Raw genomic sequence first — 23,093 nt, forward strand, 5'->3', positions numbered from 1 at the left:
AAGGAATAGCCCTGATGAAAGCCGTGCTGTGCAAAGCCTTCGGCCCTGCCGAATCGCTGGTGCTGGAAGACGTCGCCAGTCCTGTGGCGAAAAAGAATGAAATCCTGCTGGACGTGCACGCTGCCGGGGTGAATTTCCCGGACACGCTGATCATCGAGGGTAAATACCAGTTCAAGCCGCCCTTCCCGTTTTCACCAGGCGGTGAAGCGGCCGGCGTGGTCAGCGCAGTGGGCGAAAAGGTCAGCCACCTCAAGGTCGGTGATCGCGTCATGGCCCTGACTGGCTGGGGCAGCTTTGCCGAACAGGTCGCCGTGCCGGGCTACAACGTGCTGCCGATTCCATCCTCGATGGACTTCAACACCGCGGCCGCCTTCAGCATGACCTACGGCACATCGATGCACGCCCTCAAGCAGCGGGCAAACCTGCAACCGGGCGAAACCTTGCTGGTCCTCGGCGCTTCCGGCGGCGTAGGCCTGGCCGCCGTGGAAATCGGCAAAGCCATGGGCGCCCGCGTGATCGCCGCCGCCAGCAGCGCCGAAAAACTTGCGGTGGCCAAGGCGGCCGGTGCCGACGAACTGATCAACTACAGCGAAACCAGCCTCAAGGACGAGATCAAGCGCCTGACCGATGGCCAGGGCGCCGACGTGATCTACGACCCGGTCGGCGGCGACCTGTTTGACCAGGCCGTGCGCGCTATCGCCTGGAACGGACGCCTGTTGGTGGTCGGTTTCGCCAGCGGACGCATTCCGGAACTCCCGGTCAACCTCGCGCTGCTCAAAGGTGCGGCCGTGGTGGGTGTGTTCTGGGGTTCGTTTGCCCAGCGCCAGCCGCAAGACAACGCGGCGAACTTCCAGCAACTGTTTGGCTGGTTTGCCGAGGGCAAGTTGAAACCGTTGGTGTCGCAGGTCTATCCGCTGAGCAATGCGGCGCAGGCGATCAATGATCTCGGCCAGCGCAAGGCAGTCGGGAAAGTGGTGGTTCAGGTTCGCTGAGCCGGAACATGCGGTCTGGAGTGTCCAGACCGCATTTTTATTGGCCGGGACTAAAGCAACGTCCGAACATCCTCCGGCAGCAAGCTCATATACCGGCGCATCTTCGGCATTTCCTGACGATTCTAAATGCCTTTCCTGCAGAACGCCGCGACGTCCCATTCCAACGCAGGACATTTCTCAAAGCCTCGTCCTACCCCGGACTGAAATGCGTCGTTGACGCCTGCAAAAGACATTTCCCACACCGCCCTTCACTTATACCTGTGCGACATGTTCATAAAGGAACACTCGATTGCCCACATTTCCGCTGTTTTGCTAATGCGAACCGGTGCTATTTTCGGTAACGAAACTGTAACATTCGCATCCGCAGTCAAAACAAGAAATCTGGAGCTCTTGAATGTTTGCTTTCTTTCGCCCTGCCGCACATCAGGCTCCATTGCCTGACGAACAAATCGACGACACGTACAAACGCCTTCGCTGGCAGATCTTCGCCGGGATATTCATTGGCTACGCGGGTTACTACCTGCTGCGCAAGAACTTCACCCTGGCGTTCCCGGACCTGATTGCCCAAGGCTACACAAAGGGTCAACTGGGCGTGGCCATGTCGGCGATTGCCATCGCCTACGGCCTGTCCAAGTTTTTGATGGGTATCGTGTCCGACCGCTCCAACCCGCGTTACTTCCTGCCCTTTGGCCTGGTGGTTTCCGCCGGAGTCATGTTCGTGTTCGGTTTCGCACCTTGGGCAACGTCCAGCGTGACCATGATGTTCATCCTGTTGTTCATCAATGGCTGGGCACAAGGCATGGGTTGGCCGCCAAGTGGCCGGACCATGGTGCACTGGTGGTCGCAGAAAGAACGCGGTCAAGTGGTGTCGGTGTGGAACACCGCGCATAACGTGGGCGGCGGTTTGATCGGACCGTTGGCGATCCTCGGCATGGGCTGGTTCAACGACTGGCACAGCAAGTTCTATGTACCCGCTGCCGTGGCGCTGCTGGTCGCCGTGTTTGCCTTCATTGTGATGCGCGATACACCGCAATCGACAGGCCTGCCGCCGATCGAGAAATACAAAAACGATTACCCGGACGGCTACGACGCCAGCCACGAAGAGGAATTCAGCGCCAAGGACATCTTCGTCAAATACGTGCTGCGCAACAAAATGCTCTGGTTCATCGCCCTGGCCAACGTCTTCGTCTACCTGCTGCGCTACGGCATCCTCGACTGGGCGCCGACCTACCTCAAAGAGGTCAAGCACTTCGACTTCGACAAGACCTCGTGGGCTTACTTCCTGTACGAGTGGGCCGGTATTCCGGGCACACTGCTGTGCGGGTGGATGTCGGACAAGATCTTCCGTGGCAACCGTGGCCTGACCGGCATGGTGTTCATGGCGTTGGTGACCGTCGCGACCATCGTGTACTGGCTAAATCCGCCCGGTAACCCGATGATCGACATGATCTCGCTGTTCGCCATCGGCTTCCTGATCTACGGCCCGGTGATGCTGGTCGGCTTGCAAGCGCTGGAACTGGTGCCGAAGAAAGCTGCCGGTACTGCCGCAGGCTTTACCGGTCTGTTCGGTTACCTGGGTGGTTCAGTCGCGGCCAGTGCCCTGATGGGCTACACCGTGGACTATTTTGGCTGGGATGGCGGCTTCATTCTGCTGGTGGTGGCCTGCCTGCTGGCGATGGCGTTCCTGGCGCCCACGCTGGGTCACAAGAACGTCGCCAGTCAGACCCGCGAAGCGATTGCCTGATCGGATTTTGATTTGCAGCGCTTGAGTCGCGCCTCCAGGTTTCGGTCCGGCATGGCGTGGCTACGCAGGGCGTGGGCGGTCTGCTCGACATAATCGCGAGTGGTGCCGTAGCGCCCGCAAGCGTTTTCAAACACCTGGCTCAGCACGTGATCCGGCAAGTTGCCGGCATAGCTGGGCAGGTGTCGCTCCAATACAAACCCCAATGCCTGAACCTGGCTTCCGTCTTCAAGACGGCAGTTGAGCCAGTGTGGGCGATAGGACGGGAATGGCATTTCACGTTGCCACAGTGCATAAAGCGAGGCTTCAAGTTGTTCTTCGGGCAAGCGATAAGCGAAGCCGCTGCAAGAACCGCCACGATCCAGACCGAACACCAGGCCTGGCACTTCGGGTGTGCCGCGATGTTCGTGGGACCACAGGTACAAACCGCGATGGTAACCATGCACCCGGCCGCGCTTGCGTTCTACCGCGGCGCATTCAGGACGCCAGATCAGCGAACCGTAAGCGAACAACCAGACCGGCCCGCCCTTGTGGCGCGCCATGGTTGACTGCATGGAGCAGAGTAATTGTTCGTGCGTGAGTTGCGGCCCCAGATCGAGCCGCGGAGGGTAAGCCAGATTCAAAAAAGCAGATTCAACGGCATTCATGGCAATGGAGTTTCGGCCCCGCGAGTATTGCAAAATGTAAGCAACATTAACGTTATAGAACATATAGCAGTAATGGTGAAACGAAAAGTGCTAAAGGAGGTATGCCCAATAAACAACAGAAGGGTTCAGGAACTGTTCATATACCCTAAGGTAATCTTGGCAATATTCTAAATACCAGAATGAAATATACATAAGCCTTAGGCTCGATCAGATAGAACCCGACTACAAGACTCCTCCTACATCCTCTTCTGATTTTCCGCCTGCTCGTACGCTGACGGCTATCACAAGAGACTGAATGATGAAAAAACCGTGGATTTACGGACTACTGGCAATGCTCTTGGCGCCGCTTTCACTGGCTGCCGAGACACCCGCCAAAGACACCGGCTCCTGGTATCTGCAAACCAGTGTTTACACCAAACACTATTCGCCCGACCCCGAGCACAATAACCATCAGGACCTGATTGGCCTTGAACGCGAGGCCCCGTCAGGCTGGTTGTTTGGCGGCGCCACTTTTCGCAATTCGTTCAGCCAGCGGTCTTATTACGCCTATGGGGGCAAACGATACGAGAGCGCCAACTATCCGGTGTATATAAAACTTACCGGTGGTCTCTTGGAGGGTTACAGCGGCAAGTATCAGGACAAGATCCCGTTGAATCACTTTGGGGTGGCGCCGGTGATCATCCCCTCACTCGGCGCGCATTACGGACCGCTGGCGGCCGAACTGGTGTTGCTCGGCTTCAACGCTGCCATGGTGACGACTGGCGTGCGCTTCTGACACGCCCCAATGGCCTAGGATCTTGGCGCATACGCAAACACATCCGCACGCATCTGATGAGCATCCATCCCGGCTTCCACCAACGCATCCAGCGTGCCGTAGACCATGGCCGGTGAGCCGCTGGCGTAGACATGCAAGGCTTTGAGGTCCGGGAAATCCTCACACACCGCCTCATGCAGCATCCCGCAGCGCCCCTGCCAACCGCACTGATCACTGACGACCCGGTGCAGGAACAGATTGGGCAGCTTCAACCATTCATCCCAATGCTCGATCTCGTAAAAGTCTTCAGGACGACGCACGCCCCAGTACAGGTGCACCGGGTGCTTGAAGCCGCTAGCGCGGCAGTGTTCGATCAGGCTGTGGATCTGGCCCATGCCGGTGCCAGCGGCGATCAGTACCAACGGGCCATCCGGCAATTCCGCGAGATGGGTATCGCCGAAGGGCAGTTCGACTCGCACCATGCGATTGCGCTGCAACTGTTCGATCAGGCTCAGCGCACTGCTTTCGCGCGCCAGTACATGAATTTCCAGATCGCGCCCGCCATGGGGAGCCGAGGCCAGCGAGAACGCGGACTTTTCGCCACTCTCACGCTCGATCATCAAATACTGACCCGCGTGATAACGCGGTGGCTTGCCGGCCGGCGCGCGCAAACGCACACGCCAGGTATCGCCGCCGACGTCCCTGCATTCAATGACCTGACACGACACGCTGCGCACCGGCAGTTCTCCCAGCGCGAGCACGCCATCCCACAGCAAAATGCAGTCTTCCAGCGGCTCTGCTATGCAAGTGTAGAACTCGCCATGGTCGTGCACATTGCCGCTTTGTTCGACCCGCCCTTCCACCAGCAACGCCGCGCACACGTGGCAATTGCCGTTGCGGCAGCTTTGCGGGCATTCATAGCCCAGGCGCCGCGCACCATCGAGAATCCGCTCGCCGGGCAGAATATCCAGCACTGCTCCGGAGGGCTGCAAGGTTACACGCATCAATCTATTCCTAACTGATTCCAGATGGCATCGATCCGTTGGGTCACGGCGTCGTCCTTGACGATCACCCGGCCCCACTCGCGAGTGGTTTCGCCCGGCCATTTATGCGTCGCATCCAGGCCCATTTTCGAGCCCAGGCCCGAGACCGGCGAGGCGAAGTCGAGGTAGTCGATCGGCGTGTTGTCGATCATCACCGTGTCGCGCTTGGGGTCCATGCGCGTGGTGATGGCCCAGATCACGTCGTTCCAGTCCCGCGCGTTGATGTCGTCATCAGTGACGATAACGAACTTGGTGTACATGAACTGTCGCAAAAACGACCAGACACCGAGCATTACCCGCTTGGCGTGCCCCGGATACGACTTCTTCATGGTCACGATGGCCATGCGGTACGAGCAGCCTTCGGGCGGCAGGTAGAAATCGGTGATTTCCGGGAACTGTTTCTGCAGGATCGGCACGAACACTTCGTTCAGCGCCACGCCGAGAATCGCCGGCTCATCCGGCGGACGACCGGTGTAGGTGCTGTGGTAGATCGGCTTGATCCGGTGGGTGATGCGCTCGACGGTGAACACCGGGAAGCTGTCGACTTCGTTGTAATAACCGGTGTGGTCGCCGTAAGGGCCTTCATCGGCCATTTCGCCCGGATGGATCACGCCTTCGAGGATGATCTCGGCAGTCGCCGGAACTTGCAGGTCGTTGCCACGGCACTTCACCAGCTCGGTTCGGTTGCCGCGCAGCAGACCGGCGAAGGCGTATTCGGAGAGGCTGTCCGGTACCGGCGTCACGGCACCGAGGATGGTCGCCGGGTCAGCACCCAACGCCACGGACACCGGAAACGGCTGGCCGGGATGCTTCTCGCACCATTCACGGTAATCCAGCGCGCCGCCACGGTGACTCAACCAGCGCATGATGACCTTGTTGCGTCCAATCACTTGCTGACGGTAGATGCCCAGGTTCTGGCGGTCCTTGTTCGGGCCTTTGGTGACGGTCAGGCCCCAGGTGATCAGCGGGCCGACGTCGCCCGGCCAGCAGGTTTGCACGGGGAGCATCGCCAGATCGACATCGTCGCCTTCGATGACCACTTCCTGGCACACCGCGTCTTTGACGACTTTCGGCGCCATGGCGATGATCTTGCGGAAGATCGGCAACTTCGACCAGGCATCTTTCAGGCCCTTCGGTGGCTCGGGTTCCTTGAGGAACGCCAGCAGCTTGCCGATCTCGCGCAGCTCACTGACCGCCTCGGCGCCCATGCCCATGGCGACCCGTTCGGGGGTGCCGAACAGGTTGCCGAGCACCGGAATGTCGTAGCCGGTCGGGTTCTCGAACAGCAGCGCCGGGCCTTTGGCCCGCAGTGTGCGATCACAGACTTCGGTCATCTCCAGCACTGGAGAGACGGGGATCTGGATGCGTTTCAACTCTCCGCGCTGCTCAAGCTGCTGCACGAAATCCCGAAGATCCTTGAATTTCATTGACGATGGCACCCCTAAAATAGGCGTACATCCTACCTGCTCTGCCGTCCGCTGGCAGCTTATCGCTGACTACTTGGCCGCATTTGGGTTGCCATTGCCGAGTGTTGCCCGGGCTTGCAGGCGCCTGAACAACGGCTCAAGTGCCGGCGCGATGAAGCGAGCCCCGACCTCGGACAGGTGATTGTCATCGGTGTACAGCGAATGACCGTCGAGCTCGGCACGACAAAGTCCTTCGTCGTCGCACAGCAGCAACGCGGGGTCGACCACGGTTACACCGGGATTGGCGGCCGCTATTTTCGCGAACAACTGACTGATGAAGGCCTGACGCTTGAAGTGCTCGGTCACCGGCAACCCAACGTCATCGGTTGGACGATGCAACATTGCCAAACGGCTGAGGCGGTAAGGCGGACTGAACTGTTGCAGCGGCGCCTCTTTGACCAGCCAGACGCGATGCCCGCCGCTGCGCAGTTGCCGGACCGTTGCCTGCAACCCTTCGGCCAGGCGTTGCTCGGCGATCGCCCGGTCATAACGGCCGCTGGAATCGCGCAGCACAAACCCGAGGTCGCCTTTCACATCGCCATACAGGTACAGGCTCCAGCGTGCGACCAGCACGACATCGCCCACCGATTGTGGCTTCAAGGCCCGCTCGACCCGACGGTTGAAGCGGGCACACTGTGGCTCGTGTTCCAGCCCTTCGACCGGAATGCAGCCCGGGGAACTGGCGAGTATCACGCTGACCCCGTGTTTTTGCGCGCCGTCGTCGAATACCGGAATCAACGCCGTGGCATGACTGTCGCCCCAGACCAGCGCTTTTGATGCGGTCGGTGTGGACGTCCCGTAATGACAAAACAGCTTTTCGTCAGGGGTTTGGTCGTTGGCCAGGCAGCGCATCAGTTCCGGGCGCCACTCTTTCCCTTTGGCGTATTGCAGGGCCTGGTCGGGCAGGCGCACGGGCAAACCATCGGTCCAGCGCAACGTCTGACCGGCCAGCCCCAGCACCAGCACACCACACGCCGCCGCGAGCAGAATCTGCCGACGCCCCGCCAACAACCGTCGCTCGCGCAATGGCGTTTCGACGAATCGCCACGACAGATAACCCAACACCAGGCTGAGCAGAATCAACCCCGAAATATCGAACGGGCCTGGCTCGTCGACACTGGCATAGCTGGCAAAGACAAATACCGGCCAGTGCCACAAGTACCAGGAATAGGAAACCAGCCCGAGCCCGACCAACACACGGCTGGCGAGCAAGCCACCGACCAGGGTTTGCCGATGGCCGTTGGCCCAGATCAGCGCCACCACGCCCAGCGTCGGCAGCAACGCGGCTGCGCCTGGGAACGGTGTGCTTTTGTCATAGCAGAACACGGCCAGCAGAATCAGAGCGGAGCCGGCCAGGCTCACCACTTGCGCGCCCGTAGAGGTCAGACGCCAACCGGTTCTTGGCGCAACCGCCAACATGGCGCCGGCCAACAACTCCCAGGCGCGCATCGGCAGCAGGAAAAAGGCTTTCTCGGGATGATGTGCCACGGCCCAGACGCTGAGCCCGAACGACACCAGCAACACACCGAACAGCGCCAGTCGCCAATGCTTGAGGCGACTCGACAGTACCGTCAGCAGCAGCGGGAAGACAATGTAGAACTGCTCTTCAACCGCCAGCGACCACGTGTGCAACAACGGCTTGAGGTCGGAAGCGACATCAAAATAACCGTCCTGACGCATAAACAGGAGGTTGGAAACGAACATCACTTGGTAACGCACCGAGCGGCCAAGCTCTTCGTAATCCTTGGGCGCCATCAGAAACCAGCCCACCGCCAGCACCGCGAGAATCATCACGAACAGCGCCGGCAGGATCCGCCGCGCACGACGTGCCCAGAAATCCACAAAGCTGAAGCGCCCGGCCTGGCGCTGATTCCAGATGATCGAGGTGATCAGATAGCCGGAAATCACAAAGAATATGTCGACGCCGACGAAGCCGCCGGTGAATCCAGGAACACCAAAATGGAACAGCACCACCGCAATCACCGCGATTGCGCGTAAGCCGTCGATGTCCCTTCGATAAGCAAGTGTGCTCATAAACAGAAATGCCAGTCAGTTGAAGTTGTTTGGGTCGCAGGCCCAATTCGCTCCTGTACTGACAAATCGCTGTCGCAAACCTCCCTTTTTTTTTGCAAAAAAAAATGGCGCCCCGAAGGACGCCATTTTTAGCGGTTAAAAAACCGTCTTACTTACGCTTCATCGACAAGAAGAACTCGTCGTTGGTCTTGGTCGTTTTCAGCTTGTCGACCAGGAACTCGATGGCAGCGATTTCGTCCATCGGGTGCAGCAGCTTGCGCAGGATCCACATGCGCTGCAATTCGTCGTCGGCGGTCAGCAACTCTTCGCGGCGGGTGCCGGAACGGTTGATGTTGATGGCCGGGAAGACGCGTTTTTCAGCGATACGACGGTCCAGAGGCAGTTCCATGTTGCCGGTGCCTTTGAATTCTTCGTAGATCACTTCGTCCATCTTCGAGCCGGTTTCAACCAGCGCGGTGGCGATGATGGTCAGCGAACCGCCTTCTTCGATGTTCCGCGCAGCGCCGAAGAAACGTTTCGGTTTCTCCAGGGCGTGAGCATCGACACCACCGGTGAGCACTTTGCCGGAACTCGGGATCACGGTGTTGTAGGCGCGAGCCAGACGGGTGATGGAGTCGAGCAGGATCACCACGTCTTTCTTGTGTTCGACCAGGCGCTTGGCCTTCTCGATCACCATTTCGGCAACCTGCACGTGGCGGGTTGGCGGCTCATCGAACGTCGAGGCAACCACTTCGCCGCGCACAGTGCGCTGCATTTCGGTTACTTCTTCCGGACGTTCATCGATCAGCAGCACGATCAGGTGAACTTCAGGATTATTACGGGCGATGTTCGCTGCGATGTTCTGCAGCATGATGGTTTTACCGGCTTTCGGCGGCGCAACGATCAGACCGCGCTGGCCTTTGCCGATCGGGGCGCACAGGTCGATGACACGACCGGTCAAGTCTTCGGTGGAACCGTTGCCGGCTTCCATCTTCATGCGCACAGTCGGGAACAGCGGGGTCAGGTTCTCGAAGAGAATCTTGTTTTTCGCGTTCTCGGGACGATCGTAGTTGATCGTGTCGACCTTGAGCAGCGCGAAATAACGCTCGCCTTCCTTTGGAGGGCGGATCTTGCCAACGATGGTGTCACCGGTGCGCAAGTTGAAACGGCGGATCTGGCTCGGCGAGACGTAGATATCGTCCGGGCCGGCGAGATAGGAAGCGTCAGCGGAGCGCAGGAAGCCGAAGCCGTCCTGGAGAATCTCCAGCACGCCATCACCGGAGATTTCCTCGCCGCTTTTAGCGTGCTTTTTGAGCAGGGAGAAAATCACGTCCTGCTTGCGCGAACGGGCCATATTTTCTATGCCCATCTGTTCGGCCAATTCGAGCAGTTCGGTAATCGGCTTTTGCTTGAGTTCAGTCAGATTCATATAGGAATGACGTAATCATTTATGGAGGGGGGAAATTAAGCTTTTGGCTTAATGAGGCCGCGCCGCAGAGAAGGCGACAGGATCGCGTACTTATTCGAAAAGGAGTGCGTCGGCGACGGCTAGCAGGGGGCAATGGAGAAACCAGTGCGGGGCCGAATGTACCACCTGAGTTTCGGAGCGTCTAGCCCTGAATAACGAAAAGGCCCCGCAATGTGCGGGGCCTTTTTGATGACGCTTTGATCGACGCTTAGATGTTGGCGTCGAGGAAGGCAGCCAGTTGCGACTTGGACAGTGCGCCGACCTTGGTCGCTTCAACGTTGCCGTTCTTGAACAGCATCAGCGTCGGGATACCACGCACGCCATGCTTGGCCGGGGTTTCCTGGTTTTCGTCGATGTTCAGCTTGGCAACGGTCAGCTTGCCTTTGTAGGTTTCAGCAATCTCGTCCAGAACAGGAGCGATCATTTTGCATGGGCCGCACCATTCAGCCCAGTAGTCGACCAGTACAGCGCCTTCGGCCTTGAGTACGTCGGCCTCGAAGCTAGCGTCGCTAACGTGTTTGATAAGATCGCTGCTCATGGAAGTCTCCAGGTTGTAAGCAAAAAAACGTGGCCCATCATAGCCGCCCTTCCTTCGTTCAGGAAGGTGCAGATGATTGAGTCTCGCTATGGTGGTCCATGAGTTTGGGTATAGCTCATTTCCCTGCATATCGAGATTTTGTGGCGAGGGGGCTTGCCTCCCCTCCCTCCGGGTTGTGCTGGATCAAGGCTTTGAACACTGCGCGTTGGCGCCAGCCTTTGATCGTGGCACGATGTCGAGGTTATCGACCGAGACCCCCTGACCATGCCGCAATCCCAAGCCAAGAATCTGTCCCTGATCGCCGCAATCGACCTGGGCTCCAACAGCTTTCACATGGTCGTGGCCAAGGCCCAGAACGGCGAAATCCGTATTCTCGAGCGTCTCGGGGAGAAGGTTCAGCTGGCCGCCGGCATCGACGAAGAGCGCCATCTCAACGAAGAATCCATGCAACGCGGGCTCGACTGCCTCAAGCGCTTTGCCCAACTGATCAACGGCATGCCCACGGGCGCCGTGCGGATCGTCGGCACCAACGCCCTGCGCGAGGCCCGTAACCGTGCCGAATTCATCCGTCGCGCCGAAGACATCCTTGGCCACCCGGTGGAAGTCATCTCCGGCCGTGAAGAAGCGCGCCTGATTTATCTCGGCGTGTCCCACACCCTCGCCGACACCCCGGGCAAACGCCTGGTGGCCGACATCGGCGGCGGCAGTACCGAATTCATCATTGGCCAGCGCTTCGAGCCGCTGTTGCGCGAAAGCCTGCAAATGGGCTGCGTCAGCTACACCCAGCGCTATTTCAAGGACGGCAAGATCACCCCGGCCCGTTACGCCCAGGCGTACACCGCGGCACGGCTGGAGATCATGAGCATCGAGCACGCCTTGCACCGCCTGACCTGGGATGAAGCCATCGGCTCCTCGGGCACCATTCGCGCCATCGGCCTGGCGCTGAAGGCCGGCGGCCACGGCACGGGCGAGGTGAATGCTGAGGGCCTGGCCTGGCTCAAACGCAAACTGATCAAGCTCGGCGACGTCGAGAAAATCGACTTCGACGGCATCAAGCCCGACCGCCGGGCGATTTTCCCGGCGGGGCTGGCGATCCTCGAGGCAATTTTCGACGCCCTCGAACTTCAGCGCATGGACCACTGCGAAGGCGCCCTGCGTGAAGGCGTGCTCTATGACCTGCTGGGCCGTCATCACCACGAAGACGTCCGTGAGCGCACGCTCAGCTCGCTGATGGAGCGTTATCACGTCGACCTGGAACAAGCGGCGCGGGTCGAGCGCAAGGCGTTGCACGCGTTCGATCAAGTGGCCAAGGATTGGGATCTGGATGACGGTGTCTGGCGCGAACTGCTCGGCTGGGCCGCCAAAGTCCACGAAGTGGGCCTGGACATCGCTCACTATCAGTACCACAAGCATGGCGCCTACCTGATCGAGCACTCGGACCTCGCCGGGTTCTCCCGCGAGGACCAGCAAATGCTGGCGCTGCTGGTGCGTGGTCACCGACGCAACATTCCCAAGGACAAATTCGCCGAGTTCGGTGATGACGGCATCAAGCTGATCCGCCTGTGCGTGCTGCTGCGCTTTGCGATCCTGTTCCATCACATCCGCGGCACCCAGCAAATGCCTCAAGTGGAACTGCACGCCAATGGCAACAGCCTGGAGGTGGTGTTCCCGGACCAATGGCTGGACGAAAACCAATTGACCCAGGCCGACTTCGCCATCGAAGCGGAATGGCTCACCCGCGTCGACATTGTCCTGAACGCCCGCTGAAACACGCACTTGTAGGAGCACGGCTGTACTGAAACAAAAATGGCGATCCCTTGGGATCGCCATTTTTTTTACATCAGGTCAGCATTAACGCACCGTCAGGATCGGGCTGCCCAAACGCTCCAGCAACGTTGCCTGCGCACTGCGCGGGTTCTGGTTGCCGGTTGGCGTGTTACGGATGTAACGACCGTCCGACTGCAGGCTCCAGCTGTGCGTGTTGTCGGTGAGGTACAGCTCCAGCTCTTTCTTGACCCGCACAATCAACTTGCGACCTTCCACCGGGAAGCAGGTCTCGACGCGCTTGTCGAGGTTGCGCTCCATCCAGTCGGCACTGGAGAGGAACATCTGCTCGTCGCCGCCATTGAGGAAGTAGAAGACCCGGGTGTGTTCCAGGAAGCGGCCGATGATCGAGCGCACGTGGATGTTGTGCGAAACCCCGGCGATACCCGGACGCAGGCAACACATGCCGCGTACGACGAGGTCGATGCGCACGCCCGACTGGCTGGCCTTGTACAGCGCACGGATGATCTTCGGATCGGTCAGCGAGTTGAACTTGGCGATGATGTGCGCCGGTTTGCCGTCGAGGGCGAACTGAGTCTCCCGGGCAATCATGTCGAGCATGCCTTTCTTCAGCGTGAACGGCGCGTGCAGCAGCTTCTTCATGCGCAGAGTCTTGCCCATGCCGATCAGCTGGCTGAACAGTTTGCCGACGTCTTCGCACAAGGCGTCGTCGGAAGTCAGCAGGCTGTAGTCGGTGTAGAGGCGCGCGTTGCCGGCGTGATAGTTGCCTGTGCCCAAGTGCGCGTAACGGACGATTTCCCCCGCCTCGCGACGCAGGATCAGCATCATCTTGGCGTGGGTCTTGAAACCGACCACGCCGTAGATCACCACCGCACCGGCCGCTTGCAGACGGCTGGCCAGTTGCAGGTTCGACTCTTCGTCAAAGCGTGCGCGCAATTCGATCACCGCCGTGACCTCTTTGCCGTTACGCGCGGCATCCACCAGCGCATCGACGATTTCCGAGTTGGCGCCCGAACGGTACAGGGTCTGGCGCACGGCCAGAACGTGCGGGTCCTTGGCGGCCTGACGCAGCAGGTCGACCACCGGGGTAAAGGATTCGAACGGGTGCAACAGCAGAATGTCCTGCTTGCTGATCACGCTGAAGATGTTCTCGCTGTTTTGCAGCAGTTTCGGGATCTGTGGCGTAAACGGCAGGTATTGCAGCTCTCGCTGGCTGTCCAGGCCGGTAATGCTGAACAGACGCGTCAGGTTCACCGGACCGTTGACCTGATAGAGCTCGGACTCGCTCAGGTTGAATTGCTTGAGCAGGTAGTCCGACAGGTGTTTCGGGCAGGTATCCGCCACTTCCAGACGTACCGCGTCACCATAGCGACGCGAGAACAACTCGCCGCGCAGTGCGCGGGCCAGGTCTTCCACATCCTCGGAATCCAGCGCCAGGTCGGCGTTTCGGGTCAGGCGGAACTGATAGCAGCCCTTGACCTTCATGCCCTGGAACAAGTCATCGGCGTGAGCGTGGATCATCGACGACAGGAACACATAGTTGTCGCCGGCGCCGCCGACCTCTTCCGGCACCTTGATCACTCGCGGCAGCAGGCGCGGTGCCGGGATGATCGCCAGGCCGGAATCGCGACCGAAGGCGTCGATGCCTTCGAGTTCGACGATGAAGTTCAGGCTCTTGTTCACCAGCAACGGGAACGGGTGTGTCGGGTCGAGGCCGATCGGGGTGATGATCGGCGCGATCTCGTCGCGAAAATAACGGCGGACCCAGGTCTTGAGCTTGGTGGTCCAATAACGACGACGGATGAAGCGGACCTGATGTTTCTCCAGTTCCGGCAACAGAATGTCGTTGAGGATCGCGTACTGGCGGTCAACGTGACCGTGCACCAGCTCGCTGATGCGGGCCAGGGCCTGATGCGGTTGCAGACCATCGGCGCCGGCTTGTTCACGGGCGAAGGTGATCTGTTTCTTCAGGCCGGCCACACGAATTTCAAAGAACTCGTCCAGGTTGCTGGAGAAGATCAGCAGAAACTTCAGCCGCTCCAGCAAGGGGTAGGACTCATCCAGCGCCTGTTCCAGCACGCGAATGTTGAATTGCAGTTGCGAGAGTTCGCGGTGGATGTACAGGCTGCTGTCATCCAGGCCGGGAATGGCAATCGCCGGCGCCGCGGCTGCGACAGCGGTTTCGGCCACCACCGCAGGCGGAGCAGGCTCTAGCTCCGGCGGGGTTTCGGCGATTTGCTCGACCAGGGGTTGAGCCTCTTTTACGGCAACTTCAGTGAGTCCTTCGGTATTCATGGAATGTTCCTGGGAGGGCTATTTCTGCTCTCGTAACAGTTGAGCGGCACGGGCGGCGAAGTAAGTCAGGATGCCATCGGCGCCTGCACGTTTAAAAGCGGTCAGGGATTCGAGAATCACCCCTTCGCTCAACCAGCCATTCTGGATCGCCGCCATGTGCATGGCGTATTCGCCGCTGACTTGATAAACAAACGTCGGCACTTTGAATTCTTCTTTGACCCGATAAAGGATGTCCAGGTACGGCATGCCTGGCTTGACCATGACCATGTCCGCGCCTTCTGACAAGTCCGCCGCCACTTCGTGCAGGGCTTCGTTGCTGTTGGCTGGGTCCATCTGATAGCTGGCCTTGTTGGCCTTGCCCAGGTTCAGCGCCGAACCGACCGCATCGCGGAACGGGCCATAGTAGGCGCTGGCGTATTTTGCCGAATAGGCCATGATGCGCACGTTGACGTGATCAGCCAGCTCCAGGGCTTCACGGATCGCCTGGATACGGCCGTCCATCATGTCCGAGGGGGCCACCACCTGAGCGCCGGCTTCGGCGTGGGACAGGGCCTGCCGGACCAGTGCATCGACGGTAATGTCGTTCTGCACGTAGCCTTCTTCGTCGATGATGCCGTCCTGACCGTGGGTGGTAAACGGGTCAAGCGCAACGTCGGTGATCACCCCCAGCTCCGGGAACTGTGCGCGCAAGGCGCGCGTGGCGCGTTGGGCAATACCGTTCGGGTTCCAGGCTTCGGCGGCATCCAGTGTCTTGAGCTCCGGTGGCGTGACCGGGAACAGCGCCAACGCCGGAATGCCCAGCTCGACCCATTTGGCCGCTTCTTCCAGCAACAGGTCGATGGTCAGGCGTTCGACGCCCGGCATCGAAGCCACCGCTTCGCGACGGTTTTCACCGTCTAGGACGAACACTGGCAGGATCAGGTCATCGACGGTCAGAACGTTTTCACGGACCAGTCGACGCGAGAACTCATCACGACGGTTGCGGCGCAGGCGGGTTGCGGGGAACAGACGGTTGGCGGGGGTAAAGCTCACGGCAGACTCCTGAGCCCGCGCTGACGGGCGAGCGTGACAGTTATAAGCGGCCATTATGACGAACGTATTACAGTTATGTGCACCCCTGTGACAGGTAGCCGCATTCCATTGTCGTTGTAGGAAATGTTCACGTCGAGACACATTTGGACACTTTCATGAATGTGCACGAAGGGTTAGGCTGCGCGTTCATTTCGCCAGCACCCAGACAATGCTCCAACAATTTCTGCATGACTTCGGCTACTTTGCCCTGTTTCTCGGCACGTTCTTCGAAGGCGAAACCATTCTTGTGCTCGCCGGCTTCCTCGCGTTCCGCGGATACATGGACATCAACCTGGTGGTAGTCGTGGCGTTCTTCGGCAGTTATGCCGGTGATCAGCTGTGGTACTTCCTGGGGCGCAAGCACGGGCGCAAACTGCTGGCCCGCAAGCCGCGCTGGCAGATGATGGGCGATCGGGCGCTGGAACATATCCGCAAACACCCGGACATCTGGGTGCTGAGCTTCCGCTTTGTCTACGGTTTACGCACGGTGATGCCGGTGGCCATTGGCCTGTCGGGCTATCCACCGGGACGTTATCTGCTGCTCAACGGCATTGGCGCGGCGGTCTGGGCGGCAGCCCTGGCGGCGGCGGCTTACCACTTTGGCGCGGTACTGGAAGGCATGCTCGGTAGCGTCAAGAAGTACGAACTGTGGGTGCTCGGCGCCTTGCTGGTACTGGGCCTGGGCCTATGGCTGCGTCGGCGCTTCAAGAATGCCCGTCTGGCGAAAAAGATCTACGCCGACGAGCAAGCCCTGAAAGCCGCACGGGCTCACGCCGAAGTTCCTAAGACGCCAAACGAGTGAAGCGGCTTCTGCAGCAGTAGAGACCAATAACGCTCAGCAGGCTGTAGCTAAGCAGGCCGATCCAGCCCACTGCGCTGGCCGGCCACAGCCCTGCCAACGGCGCCAGCCACACCAACGGCACGTTCGATACCAACCTCAGCAGCTCCAGCTTCAACGCCCACGGGCGATTCTCCAGGGCCACGCCCAACGTGAACAATCCCAGCGCCACCGCACTCCAGCCGAGCACCAACGCGGCGGTTGGCAGGCTGCGCTCCAGATTCATCAAAAAACTGCCCAGCGCGATGTAGGCGCAGAACTGAAGCGCCACATACAGTTGCTGACGGCCGTCCAGCGGTACTTCAAATTTACGGAACAGGTTCAAGTCGGGCTTGTTCATCGGGTACCTGGCCGCCACATCCGCCGGACGCCAACCGGTGCGCATGAACCAGATCCGTAGCTTGTCCCATGTGCGCTCGGCCCGCCGCGCGTCATTCCACAGCTGCACATAGAACTGCACGTTAGCCCATAACGGATTCCAGCTCGCCAACGGCGTGGTCACACCGAAAATCACCGGTTCGTTGTCGTCTTCTTCCTGGAACGAGCCAAACAGACGGTCCCAAATAATGAACACCCCGCCGTAGTTGCGATCCATGTAGAGAGCGTTCTGCGCATGGTGAGCCCGATGATTGGACGGCGACACGAAGAACCATTCGAACCAGCCGAGCTTGGGAATGTGCCTGGTATGGACCCAGAACTGATACAGCAGATTCAGCGCCGCGACGCTGACGAACACCAGCAGCGGCACGCCGAGCACGGCCATCGGCAGGTAGAAAATCCAGCCCAGCAGGAAGCCGGTGCTGGTCTGGCGCAACGCCGTGGACAGGTTGTACTCCTCGCTCTGGTGATGCACCGAATGCGCGGCCCAGAGGATATTGCGTTCGTGGCCCATGCGGTGCAGCCAGTAGTAGCAGAAGTCGTAGAGAACAAAGGCCAGCACCCAGACCCAGACGCTGTCGGCCGAGAGTTCGAACAGCGCCACATGCTCAAGGGCAAACCCGTAGGTCAGCAGCCCGACCCCCTTGGTCAACAAGCCCGTGGTGGTCGACAGCACACCGGTGCTCATGCTGTTGATCGCATCGGCCACGCGATAATGGCTGACCCCGCGCCAACGATCGACCAGCAGTTCGACAGCGATCAGCACAATGAAAAACGGCACCGCATACAGAATGAAGTCCATGACGCGCCCTGATCGGAATCTTGAGGACAGATGCTAGGTGTAGCCGCCCATTTACCCTATGGCAACGAGCGACAAATTAGTGGACATTTAACGCCATGAATCTGGAGAACAACCCATGAGCAAAAAAATTGCAGTGATCCTTTCCGGCTGTGGCGTATACGACGGCGCCGAGATCCACGAAAGCGTGATTACCCTGCTGAGACTGGACCAGCGTGGCGCACAGGTACAGTGCTTTGCGCCGAACATCGCGCAATTGCATGTGATCAATCATCTGACCGGTGAGGAAATGCCCGAGTCGCGCAACGTACTGGTGGAATCGGCGCGGATCGCCCGGGGCAATATCAAGGACATTCGCGACGCCAACGTCGACGATTTTGATGCGTTGATCGTGCCCGGCGGATTTGGCTCGGCCAAGAACCTGTCGAACTTTGCGATTGAAGGCGCCAGTTGCACGGTGCAGCCGGATGTCCTGGCGCTGACCGAAGCCTTTGCTGAAGCGGGCAAACCGGTCGGGTTGATGTGCATATCGCCCGCGCTGGCGGCGAAGATCTACGGCCCGGGGGTCAACTGCACCATCGGCAACGACGCCGAGACCGCGGCAGCCATGAACAAAATGGGCGCGACGCATACTGACTGCGCCGTAACTGAAATCGTCGAGGACAGGGCGCGCAAACTGGTGAGTACCCCAGCGTACATGCTGGCGCAAACCATCAGCGAAGCGGCGTCCGGTATCAACAAAATGGTCGACCGCGTCCTCGAACTGACCCACGAAAACGACGCCTGACCCCAATCCCCTGAGGGAGCGGGCAGGCTCGCTCCCACAGGGGTCGGAGCAAGGCTCAGGGCTTACGGGTCAGCCGGGTGAGTATCCGGTCCAGTGCATTGGCGAACGCCTGCTTCTCGCGCTCGCCAAACGGTGCCGGGCCACCGCCCATCTGCCCTTGTTCACGCAAATCGGTAAACAGGTTGCGCACCGCCAGCCGATCGCCCATGTTCTGCGCATCGAACTCCTTGCCTCGCGGGTCGAGTGCGGCCACGCCCTTCTTCACCAGGCGATCCGCCAATGGCACGTCGCTGCAAATCACCAGCTCACCCGGCACCGCATGCTCCACCAGGTAATCATCGGCGGCGTCCGGGCCACTCGGCACCACGATCAATTTCACCAGCGCCAGCCCCGGCTTGATCTGCGGCTGCCCCGCCACCAGCACCACTTCGTACTGGCGCTTGAGGGCGAATTTCACCACCAGATCCTTGGCCGCCCGAGGGCAGGCGTCAGCGTCGATCCAGACTCGCATCATGTTTTCCTCTTCAAAAAAAATCGCGGGCAAGCCACGCTCCCACAGGTTATACGCAATCCTGTGGGAGCGTGGCTTGCCCGCGATGATGAGCGCAGCGAATGCTGTTAAGAGGCGGCCACCCGCTGCTTCTCCGCCATCCGACTACGGCTATACAACACAACAATCGCAATGATCGCCACCGCCTGAGCACTCAGCGAATACGCATCCGCATGAATGCCCAGCCAGTCAAAATCAAAGAACGGCACCGGCCGCGTGCCGAAGATCCCCGCTTCCTGCAGCGCCTTCACGCCGTGCCCGGCGAACACCACCGACAACGCGCAGAGCAGGCCGGCGTTGATGCTGAAGAACAACGCCAGCGGCAACTTCGCCGAACCGCGCAGAATCACCCACGCCAGCCCCACCAACAGCACCAGCGCCGTCGCGCCGCCGGCCAACACCGCGTTGTGCCCCGCAGGCCCAGCCTGGAGCCACAAGGTTTCGTAGAACAGAATCACTTCGAACAACTCGCGATACACCGAGAAGAACGCCAGGATCGCAAAGCCGAATCGCCCGCCACCGCCCACCAGGCTGCTCTTGATGTAATCCTGCCACGCCGCCGCATGGCGACGGTCGTGCATCCACACGCCGAGCCAGAGCACCATGACCGAGGCAAACAGCGCCGTCGCGCCTTCCAGCAATTCGCGCTGCGAGCCGCTGACATCGATCACGTACGCCGCCAGCGCCCAGGTCCCCAGGCCGGCCAACAACGCCAGGCCCCAGCCGACGTTGACGCTGCGCACGGCCGATTGCTGGCCGGTGTTGCGCAGGAAGGCCAGGATGGCCGCCAACACCAGAATCGCTTCCAGGCCTTCACGCAGCAAAATCAGCAACCCGGAGATGTAACTCAAGGTCCAGCTCAGGCCATCGCTGCCCAGCAAGTCGGCGGACTGCTTCAGCTTGGCCTTGGCCGTGTCCAGACGCTGCTGGGCCTGAGCCACCGGCAAACCATCCTGCAACGACTGACGGTACGCCATCAGCGATTTTTCAGTGTCTTTGCGCACATTGGCGTCGACATTGTCGAGGGAGCTTTCAACCAGCTCGAAACCTTCCAGATACGCCGCCACCGACAGGTCATAGGCTTGATCGTGATCGCCGGCACGGTAGGCGGCGATGCTTTTTTCCAAGGTGGCCGCCGTGTAATCCAGCAACTGCCCCGGGCCGCGCTTGACCTGCGGCGGTTGCGCCCGTTGCGCGCGGAAGGTCGCGGCCGCTTGCGGACCTTCAGCGGCCTGCACTTCGGCTGGCGTCTGACGTGCCAGGTCGGCGATGTTGTAGGTTTTCTCGGATTTTGCCGCGGCCGGATCGGCGCTGAAGCTGGCGATGTAGGTCGCCAGGTCCCAGCGCTGACGATCATCCAGCTGGTCAGCGAAGGACGGCATGTCGGTGCCTTCAACGCCCATGCCCAGCGTGTTGTAGATCGCATAGAGGCTCAGACGGTCCAGTCGCACGGCATCGCGCAGATTGGCCGGCGGTGGCGTCATACCGACACCTGCCGGGCCGTCACCAGCGCCCGCATCGCCATGGCAGACCGAGCATTGCTGGGCATACAGCGGCGCGCCGCGGGTCGGATCCGGCGTGATGACCGGGGCCTGGCTGACCTCATAAGTCACCGCCAGTTTTGCCCCCAGCTGCCGCGCCTGATGGGCGACGTCCGCGCCATCTTTGCGAGCGGAGATCGCAGCGCCAAGACTGCTGACGCCGTGCTCCAGTTCTGCGCGTTCAGGTTTGGCCGGCAAATCGGCGATCAAACCTTGCAACACCTTTAGGAATTCCTGCTGTTCGCGGTATTCAGACTCATCGATCACTTTGCCCGCCTCGACCGTCGCCGGGTAATCAGCGCCAATGTAATCGAGCAAATGCAGGGCCTTCGGCGCACCTTCCGTGGTTTCGGCCTGCGCATTGAAGCTGCAAAACGCGATCACCGACAGCACGAGCCACGCCGGAAAACGAGAGGAGGCAATCATGAATAAATCTCAAATGGAAATACGAAGTAACACATTGTTCACTCTCAATGAGTTTCACTCAAGCTTTGTCTGCAAGAAGAGATCAGAGGAGGCGGAACAAAGTGCCATCATTCGCCTCTATAGTTTGCCGCCTCTTGGCGGCTTATCTTCAAGGAAGACACACAGCAAATGGCTACCCGCCTGCGCTTCTTGTTTTTGCTCGGTGCATGCTTGCTACTGAGCGGTTGCCCCACCATGCGGGACTACAACGCGGAGTTGAGCGAGACTCTCGACTATTTCAAAGCAGGCCAGGTCGACTCCGCCGTTGCTGTCCTGGACCGAAACAATCCCATTGCCCCGGGCGACTTGCTCTATAACTTCGAGAAGGGCGAACTGCTGCGGCTCACTGGCGATATGACCGGTAGCTACGCCAGCTGGGATTACGCCGACCGGCTGATTGAAGGGTGGGAAAACTCGCCGCGATTCGGCGCCTTCAAAGCCTTCACCGAGTTCAACAGTTACGGCGCCAATGACAAAGTGCGTTTGTACGATGGCTACGATTTCGAGAAGGTCGCCCTGACCACGCAAATGGCCTTGACGTGCCTGTCCAGTGCCGAAGTCGACCTCGCTCGGGTGATGATCAAGAAAACCCACGAGCGCGAGGCAACCATTGCCGAAAAGCGCGACGTGCAATACCTGGCACTGGAGAACCAGGCCCAGGAGCAAGGCGTACCCCTGAAATACCAGAACCTTCAAGGCTACCCGGTGGCGACCCTCGATGCGCCTGAAGTGATTGCCCTGAAAAACAGCTACCAAAGCGCGTTCAGTCATTACCTGGCAGGTTTCGTCTATGAAACGCTTGACGAAAAAGACCTCGCCGCGCCGGGGTATCGCAAAGCCCTTGAGTTGCGCCCCAACACACCGCTACTTGAGCAGGCGCTGCGCAATCTCGACAAGTCACCGCTCAAGGCCGGCGAAAGCGATGTCTTGCTGATCGTGCAAACCGGCCTTGCACCCGCGCGCAACTCGGTGCGTGTGCCGATTTCGGTGGATGTCGAAGGCGAAACCTACATCACCAACATGTCGTTCCCGATCCTTGTCCCCGATGCCTCTACACCACCGGTGGACTTCGTCATGGTGGACGGCAAAAAACACAAGCTGACCTTGCTCAACAGCTATGGCGACATGTCGCGGCGCACCTTGCGTGACGACATGCCGGGCATCATCCAGCGCACGCTCCATCGCGCCCGGTCCAATGTCGAGTACCTGGCCTATTTGAAAAAAAACAAACCCGAAAAGCTTGAGGAAACCCTCGCGCAGCAAACTCAACGTGAAGATGCCGACACACGAGGCTGGCGCACGCTACCGGACAAGACGCTGGTCGCTCGCCTGCGACTCAAGAAAGGCGAGCATCAACTGACCCTGCCCAATGCCCCGGAACAACTACCGGTCAGGTTCAGGATCGACCAGACACATCAAGCCTTCAGCCTGCGCGCAGTGAGCAACCGGATTTTCGCCGCTGATGTTGCTCTGGAGCTCAACCCCCCTTCCGCACCGCAGGCTGTCACCCGCCGCGCTCAACCCTGAACGGAGATCTTCATGGGATTGAAATGCATCACCGTTGTCGCGCTGGCCCTGTTGGCCGGTTGCACCACCCCACCGCCACCGGAACCGGGCAGTGCCGCCAGCAAAGTCCTGGCCACGGGACCGATCGAGGACCTGGCTGTCGGCCCCATGCGCATGGCCCGGGAAAACGGTTTCCTCACCGTCAGCACGCAGCTGAGTAACGCCGACACCCGTAACAAAACGTTCTACTACCGCTATCTGTGGCTCGGCCCCGAAGGTTTTCCAGTGGCCGAAGCCGAGTCCTGGAAAAGCCTGACCCTGTATGCCGAGCAGACGAGCTTCCTGCCGGCGATCGCTCCCGTGCCACAAGCCGTGGATTTCCGTCTGGAGATCAATACGCCGTGAACCGCCCACAC

19 protein-coding genes are annotated in these 23,093 nt (G+C 59.8%); 8 read left to right on the plus strand and 11 right to left on the minus strand.

Annotated features, from left to right (window positions below; genetic code table 11):
* Positions 1-14 precede the first annotated feature (14 nt).
* Complete coding sequence (locus tag J2X66_RS06230) at positions 15-992, plus strand: NADPH:quinone oxidoreductase family protein (RefSeq protein ID WP_310262234.1); 978 nt, start codon at positions 15-17, stop codon at positions 990-992.
* A gap of 394 nt (positions 993-1,386) precedes the next feature.
* Positions 1,387-2,736: a glycerol-3-phosphate transporter gene (gene glpT, locus J2X66_RS06235; RefSeq protein WP_027926449.1), complete on the plus strand. Its 1,350-nt coding sequence runs from the start codon at positions 1,387-1,389 to the stop codon at positions 2,734-2,736.
* Here the strand turns inward: glpT and J2X66_RS06240 are convergent.
* Positions 2,712-3,380, minus strand: coding sequence for a gamma-glutamylcyclotransferase (locus J2X66_RS06240; RefSeq protein WP_027926448.1), 669 nt, complete (start codon positions 3,378-3,380; stop codon positions 2,712-2,714). The genes glpT and J2X66_RS06240 overlap by 25 nt on opposite strands.
* Positions 3,381-3,678: 298 nt before the next feature.
* On the opposite strand from J2X66_RS06240, the gene J2X66_RS06245 reads away from it, so the two are divergent.
* Positions 3,679-4,155 (plus strand): sn-glycerol-3-phosphate transporter, encoded by a 477-nt coding sequence (locus tag J2X66_RS06245; RefSeq protein WP_310262240.1) that lies wholly within the window; start codon positions 3,679-3,681, stop codon positions 4,153-4,155.
* 14 nt (positions 4,156-4,169) lie between these two features.
* Here J2X66_RS06245 and J2X66_RS06250 read toward each other — a convergent pair whose 3' ends face one another.
* From J2X66_RS06250 to trxA, 5 genes are all read right to left on the minus strand, one after another.
* Entirely contained in the window at positions 4,170-5,138 is a 969-nt protein-coding gene (locus J2X66_RS06250; RefSeq protein ID WP_027926446.1) for a CDP-6-deoxy-delta-3,4-glucoseen reductase, read from the minus strand.
* Positions 5,138-6,604, minus strand: a complete 1,467-nt coding sequence (gene ubiD / locus J2X66_RS06255) for a 4-hydroxy-3-polyprenylbenzoate decarboxylase (protein WP_007942423.1) — start codon at positions 6,602-6,604, stop codon at positions 5,138-5,140. The genes J2X66_RS06250 and ubiD overlap by 1 nt, the downstream gene beginning before the upstream one ends.
* A 69-nt stretch (positions 6,605-6,673) precedes the next feature.
* A complete protein-coding gene (locus J2X66_RS06260) occupies positions 6,674-8,677 on the minus strand; it encodes an acyltransferase family protein (RefSeq protein WP_310262244.1) in 2,004 nt (667 codons plus the stop codon).
* A 148-nt stretch (positions 8,678-8,825) separates the two neighbouring features.
* A complete protein-coding gene (gene rho, locus J2X66_RS06265; protein WP_007942421.1) occupies positions 8,826-10,085 on the minus strand; it encodes a transcription termination factor Rho in 1,260 nt (419 codons plus the stop codon).
* 247 nt (positions 10,086-10,332) lie between these two features.
* Positions 10,333-10,662, minus strand: coding sequence for a thioredoxin TrxA (gene trxA / locus J2X66_RS06270; RefSeq protein ID WP_003206727.1), 330 nt, complete (start codon positions 10,660-10,662; stop codon positions 10,333-10,335).
* A gap of 264 nt (positions 10,663-10,926) precedes the next feature.
* On the opposite strand from trxA, the gene ppx reads away from it, so the two are divergent.
* On the plus strand, positions 10,927-12,429 hold the full coding sequence (gene ppx, locus J2X66_RS06275; RefSeq protein WP_027926439.1) for an exopolyphosphatase: 1,503 nt from the start codon (positions 10,927-10,929) through the stop codon (positions 12,427-12,429).
* 84 nt (positions 12,430-12,513) lie between these two features.
* Here ppx and ppk1 read toward each other — a convergent pair whose 3' ends face one another.
* Positions 12,514-14,742 carry a polyphosphate kinase 1 gene (gene ppk1 / locus J2X66_RS06280; RefSeq protein WP_059181977.1) on the minus strand — a complete coding sequence of 743 codons (2,229 nt, stop codon included), beginning with the start codon at positions 14,740-14,742 and terminating at the stop codon, positions 12,514-12,516.
* Positions 14,743-14,760: 18 nt separating this feature from the next.
* Positions 14,761-15,774, minus strand: a complete 1,014-nt coding sequence (hemB, locus tag J2X66_RS06285; protein WP_310262250.1) for a porphobilinogen synthase — start codon at positions 15,772-15,774, stop codon at positions 14,761-14,763.
* 208 nt (positions 15,775-15,982) lie between these two features.
* Between hemB and J2X66_RS06290 the strand changes: the two genes are divergently transcribed.
* Positions 15,983-16,615 (plus strand): DedA family protein, encoded by a 633-nt coding sequence (locus J2X66_RS06290; protein WP_027926436.1) that lies wholly within the window; start codon positions 15,983-15,985, stop codon positions 16,613-16,615.
* Here the strand turns inward: J2X66_RS06290 and J2X66_RS06295 are convergent.
* The gene (locus J2X66_RS06295; RefSeq protein ID WP_310262254.1) at positions 16,596-17,831 is read right to left on the minus strand and encodes a sterol desaturase family protein; all 1,236 of its coding nucleotides are present in this window, start codon (positions 17,829-17,831) and stop codon (positions 16,596-16,598) included. The genes J2X66_RS06290 and J2X66_RS06295 overlap by 20 nt on opposite strands.
* A gap of 115 nt (positions 17,832-17,946) precedes the next feature.
* On the opposite strand from J2X66_RS06295, the gene elbB reads away from it, so the two are divergent.
* Positions 17,947-18,615 (plus strand): isoprenoid biosynthesis glyoxalase ElbB, encoded by a 669-nt coding sequence (gene elbB / locus J2X66_RS06300; RefSeq protein ID WP_310262258.1) that lies wholly within the window; start codon positions 17,947-17,949, stop codon positions 18,613-18,615.
* 55 nt (positions 18,616-18,670) lie between these two features.
* Here elbB and J2X66_RS06305 read toward each other — a convergent pair whose 3' ends face one another.
* Together J2X66_RS06305 and J2X66_RS06310 are read right to left on the minus strand one after the other, a co-directional pair.
* Complete coding sequence (locus J2X66_RS06305; protein ID WP_027926433.1) at positions 18,671-19,126, minus strand: YaiI/YqxD family protein; 456 nt, start codon at positions 19,124-19,126, stop codon at positions 18,671-18,673.
* Positions 19,127-19,233: 107 nt separating this feature from the next.
* On the minus strand, positions 19,234-21,132 hold the full coding sequence (locus J2X66_RS06310) for an FTR1 family protein (RefSeq protein ID WP_310262261.1): 1,899 nt from the start codon (positions 21,130-21,132) through the stop codon (positions 19,234-19,236).
* A gap of 168 nt (positions 21,133-21,300) precedes the next feature.
* Between J2X66_RS06310 and J2X66_RS06315 the strand changes: the two genes are divergently transcribed.
* Together J2X66_RS06315 and J2X66_RS06320 are read left to right on the plus strand one after the other, a co-directional pair.
* Positions 21,301-22,698 (plus strand): hypothetical protein, encoded by a 1,398-nt coding sequence (locus J2X66_RS06315; protein WP_310262264.1) that lies wholly within the window; start codon positions 21,301-21,303, stop codon positions 22,696-22,698.
* A gap of 12 nt (positions 22,699-22,710) precedes the next feature.
* Complete coding sequence (locus J2X66_RS06320; protein WP_310262266.1) at positions 22,711-23,082, plus strand: YcfL family protein; 372 nt, start codon at positions 22,711-22,713, stop codon at positions 23,080-23,082.
* The last annotated feature ends 11 nt before the right edge of the window (positions 23,083-23,093 follow it).

The organism is Pseudomonas sp. 3296, from assembly GCF_031456615.1.
GTDB lineage: Bacteria > Pseudomonadota > Gammaproteobacteria > Pseudomonadales > Pseudomonadaceae > Aquipseudomonas > Aquipseudomonas mucoides.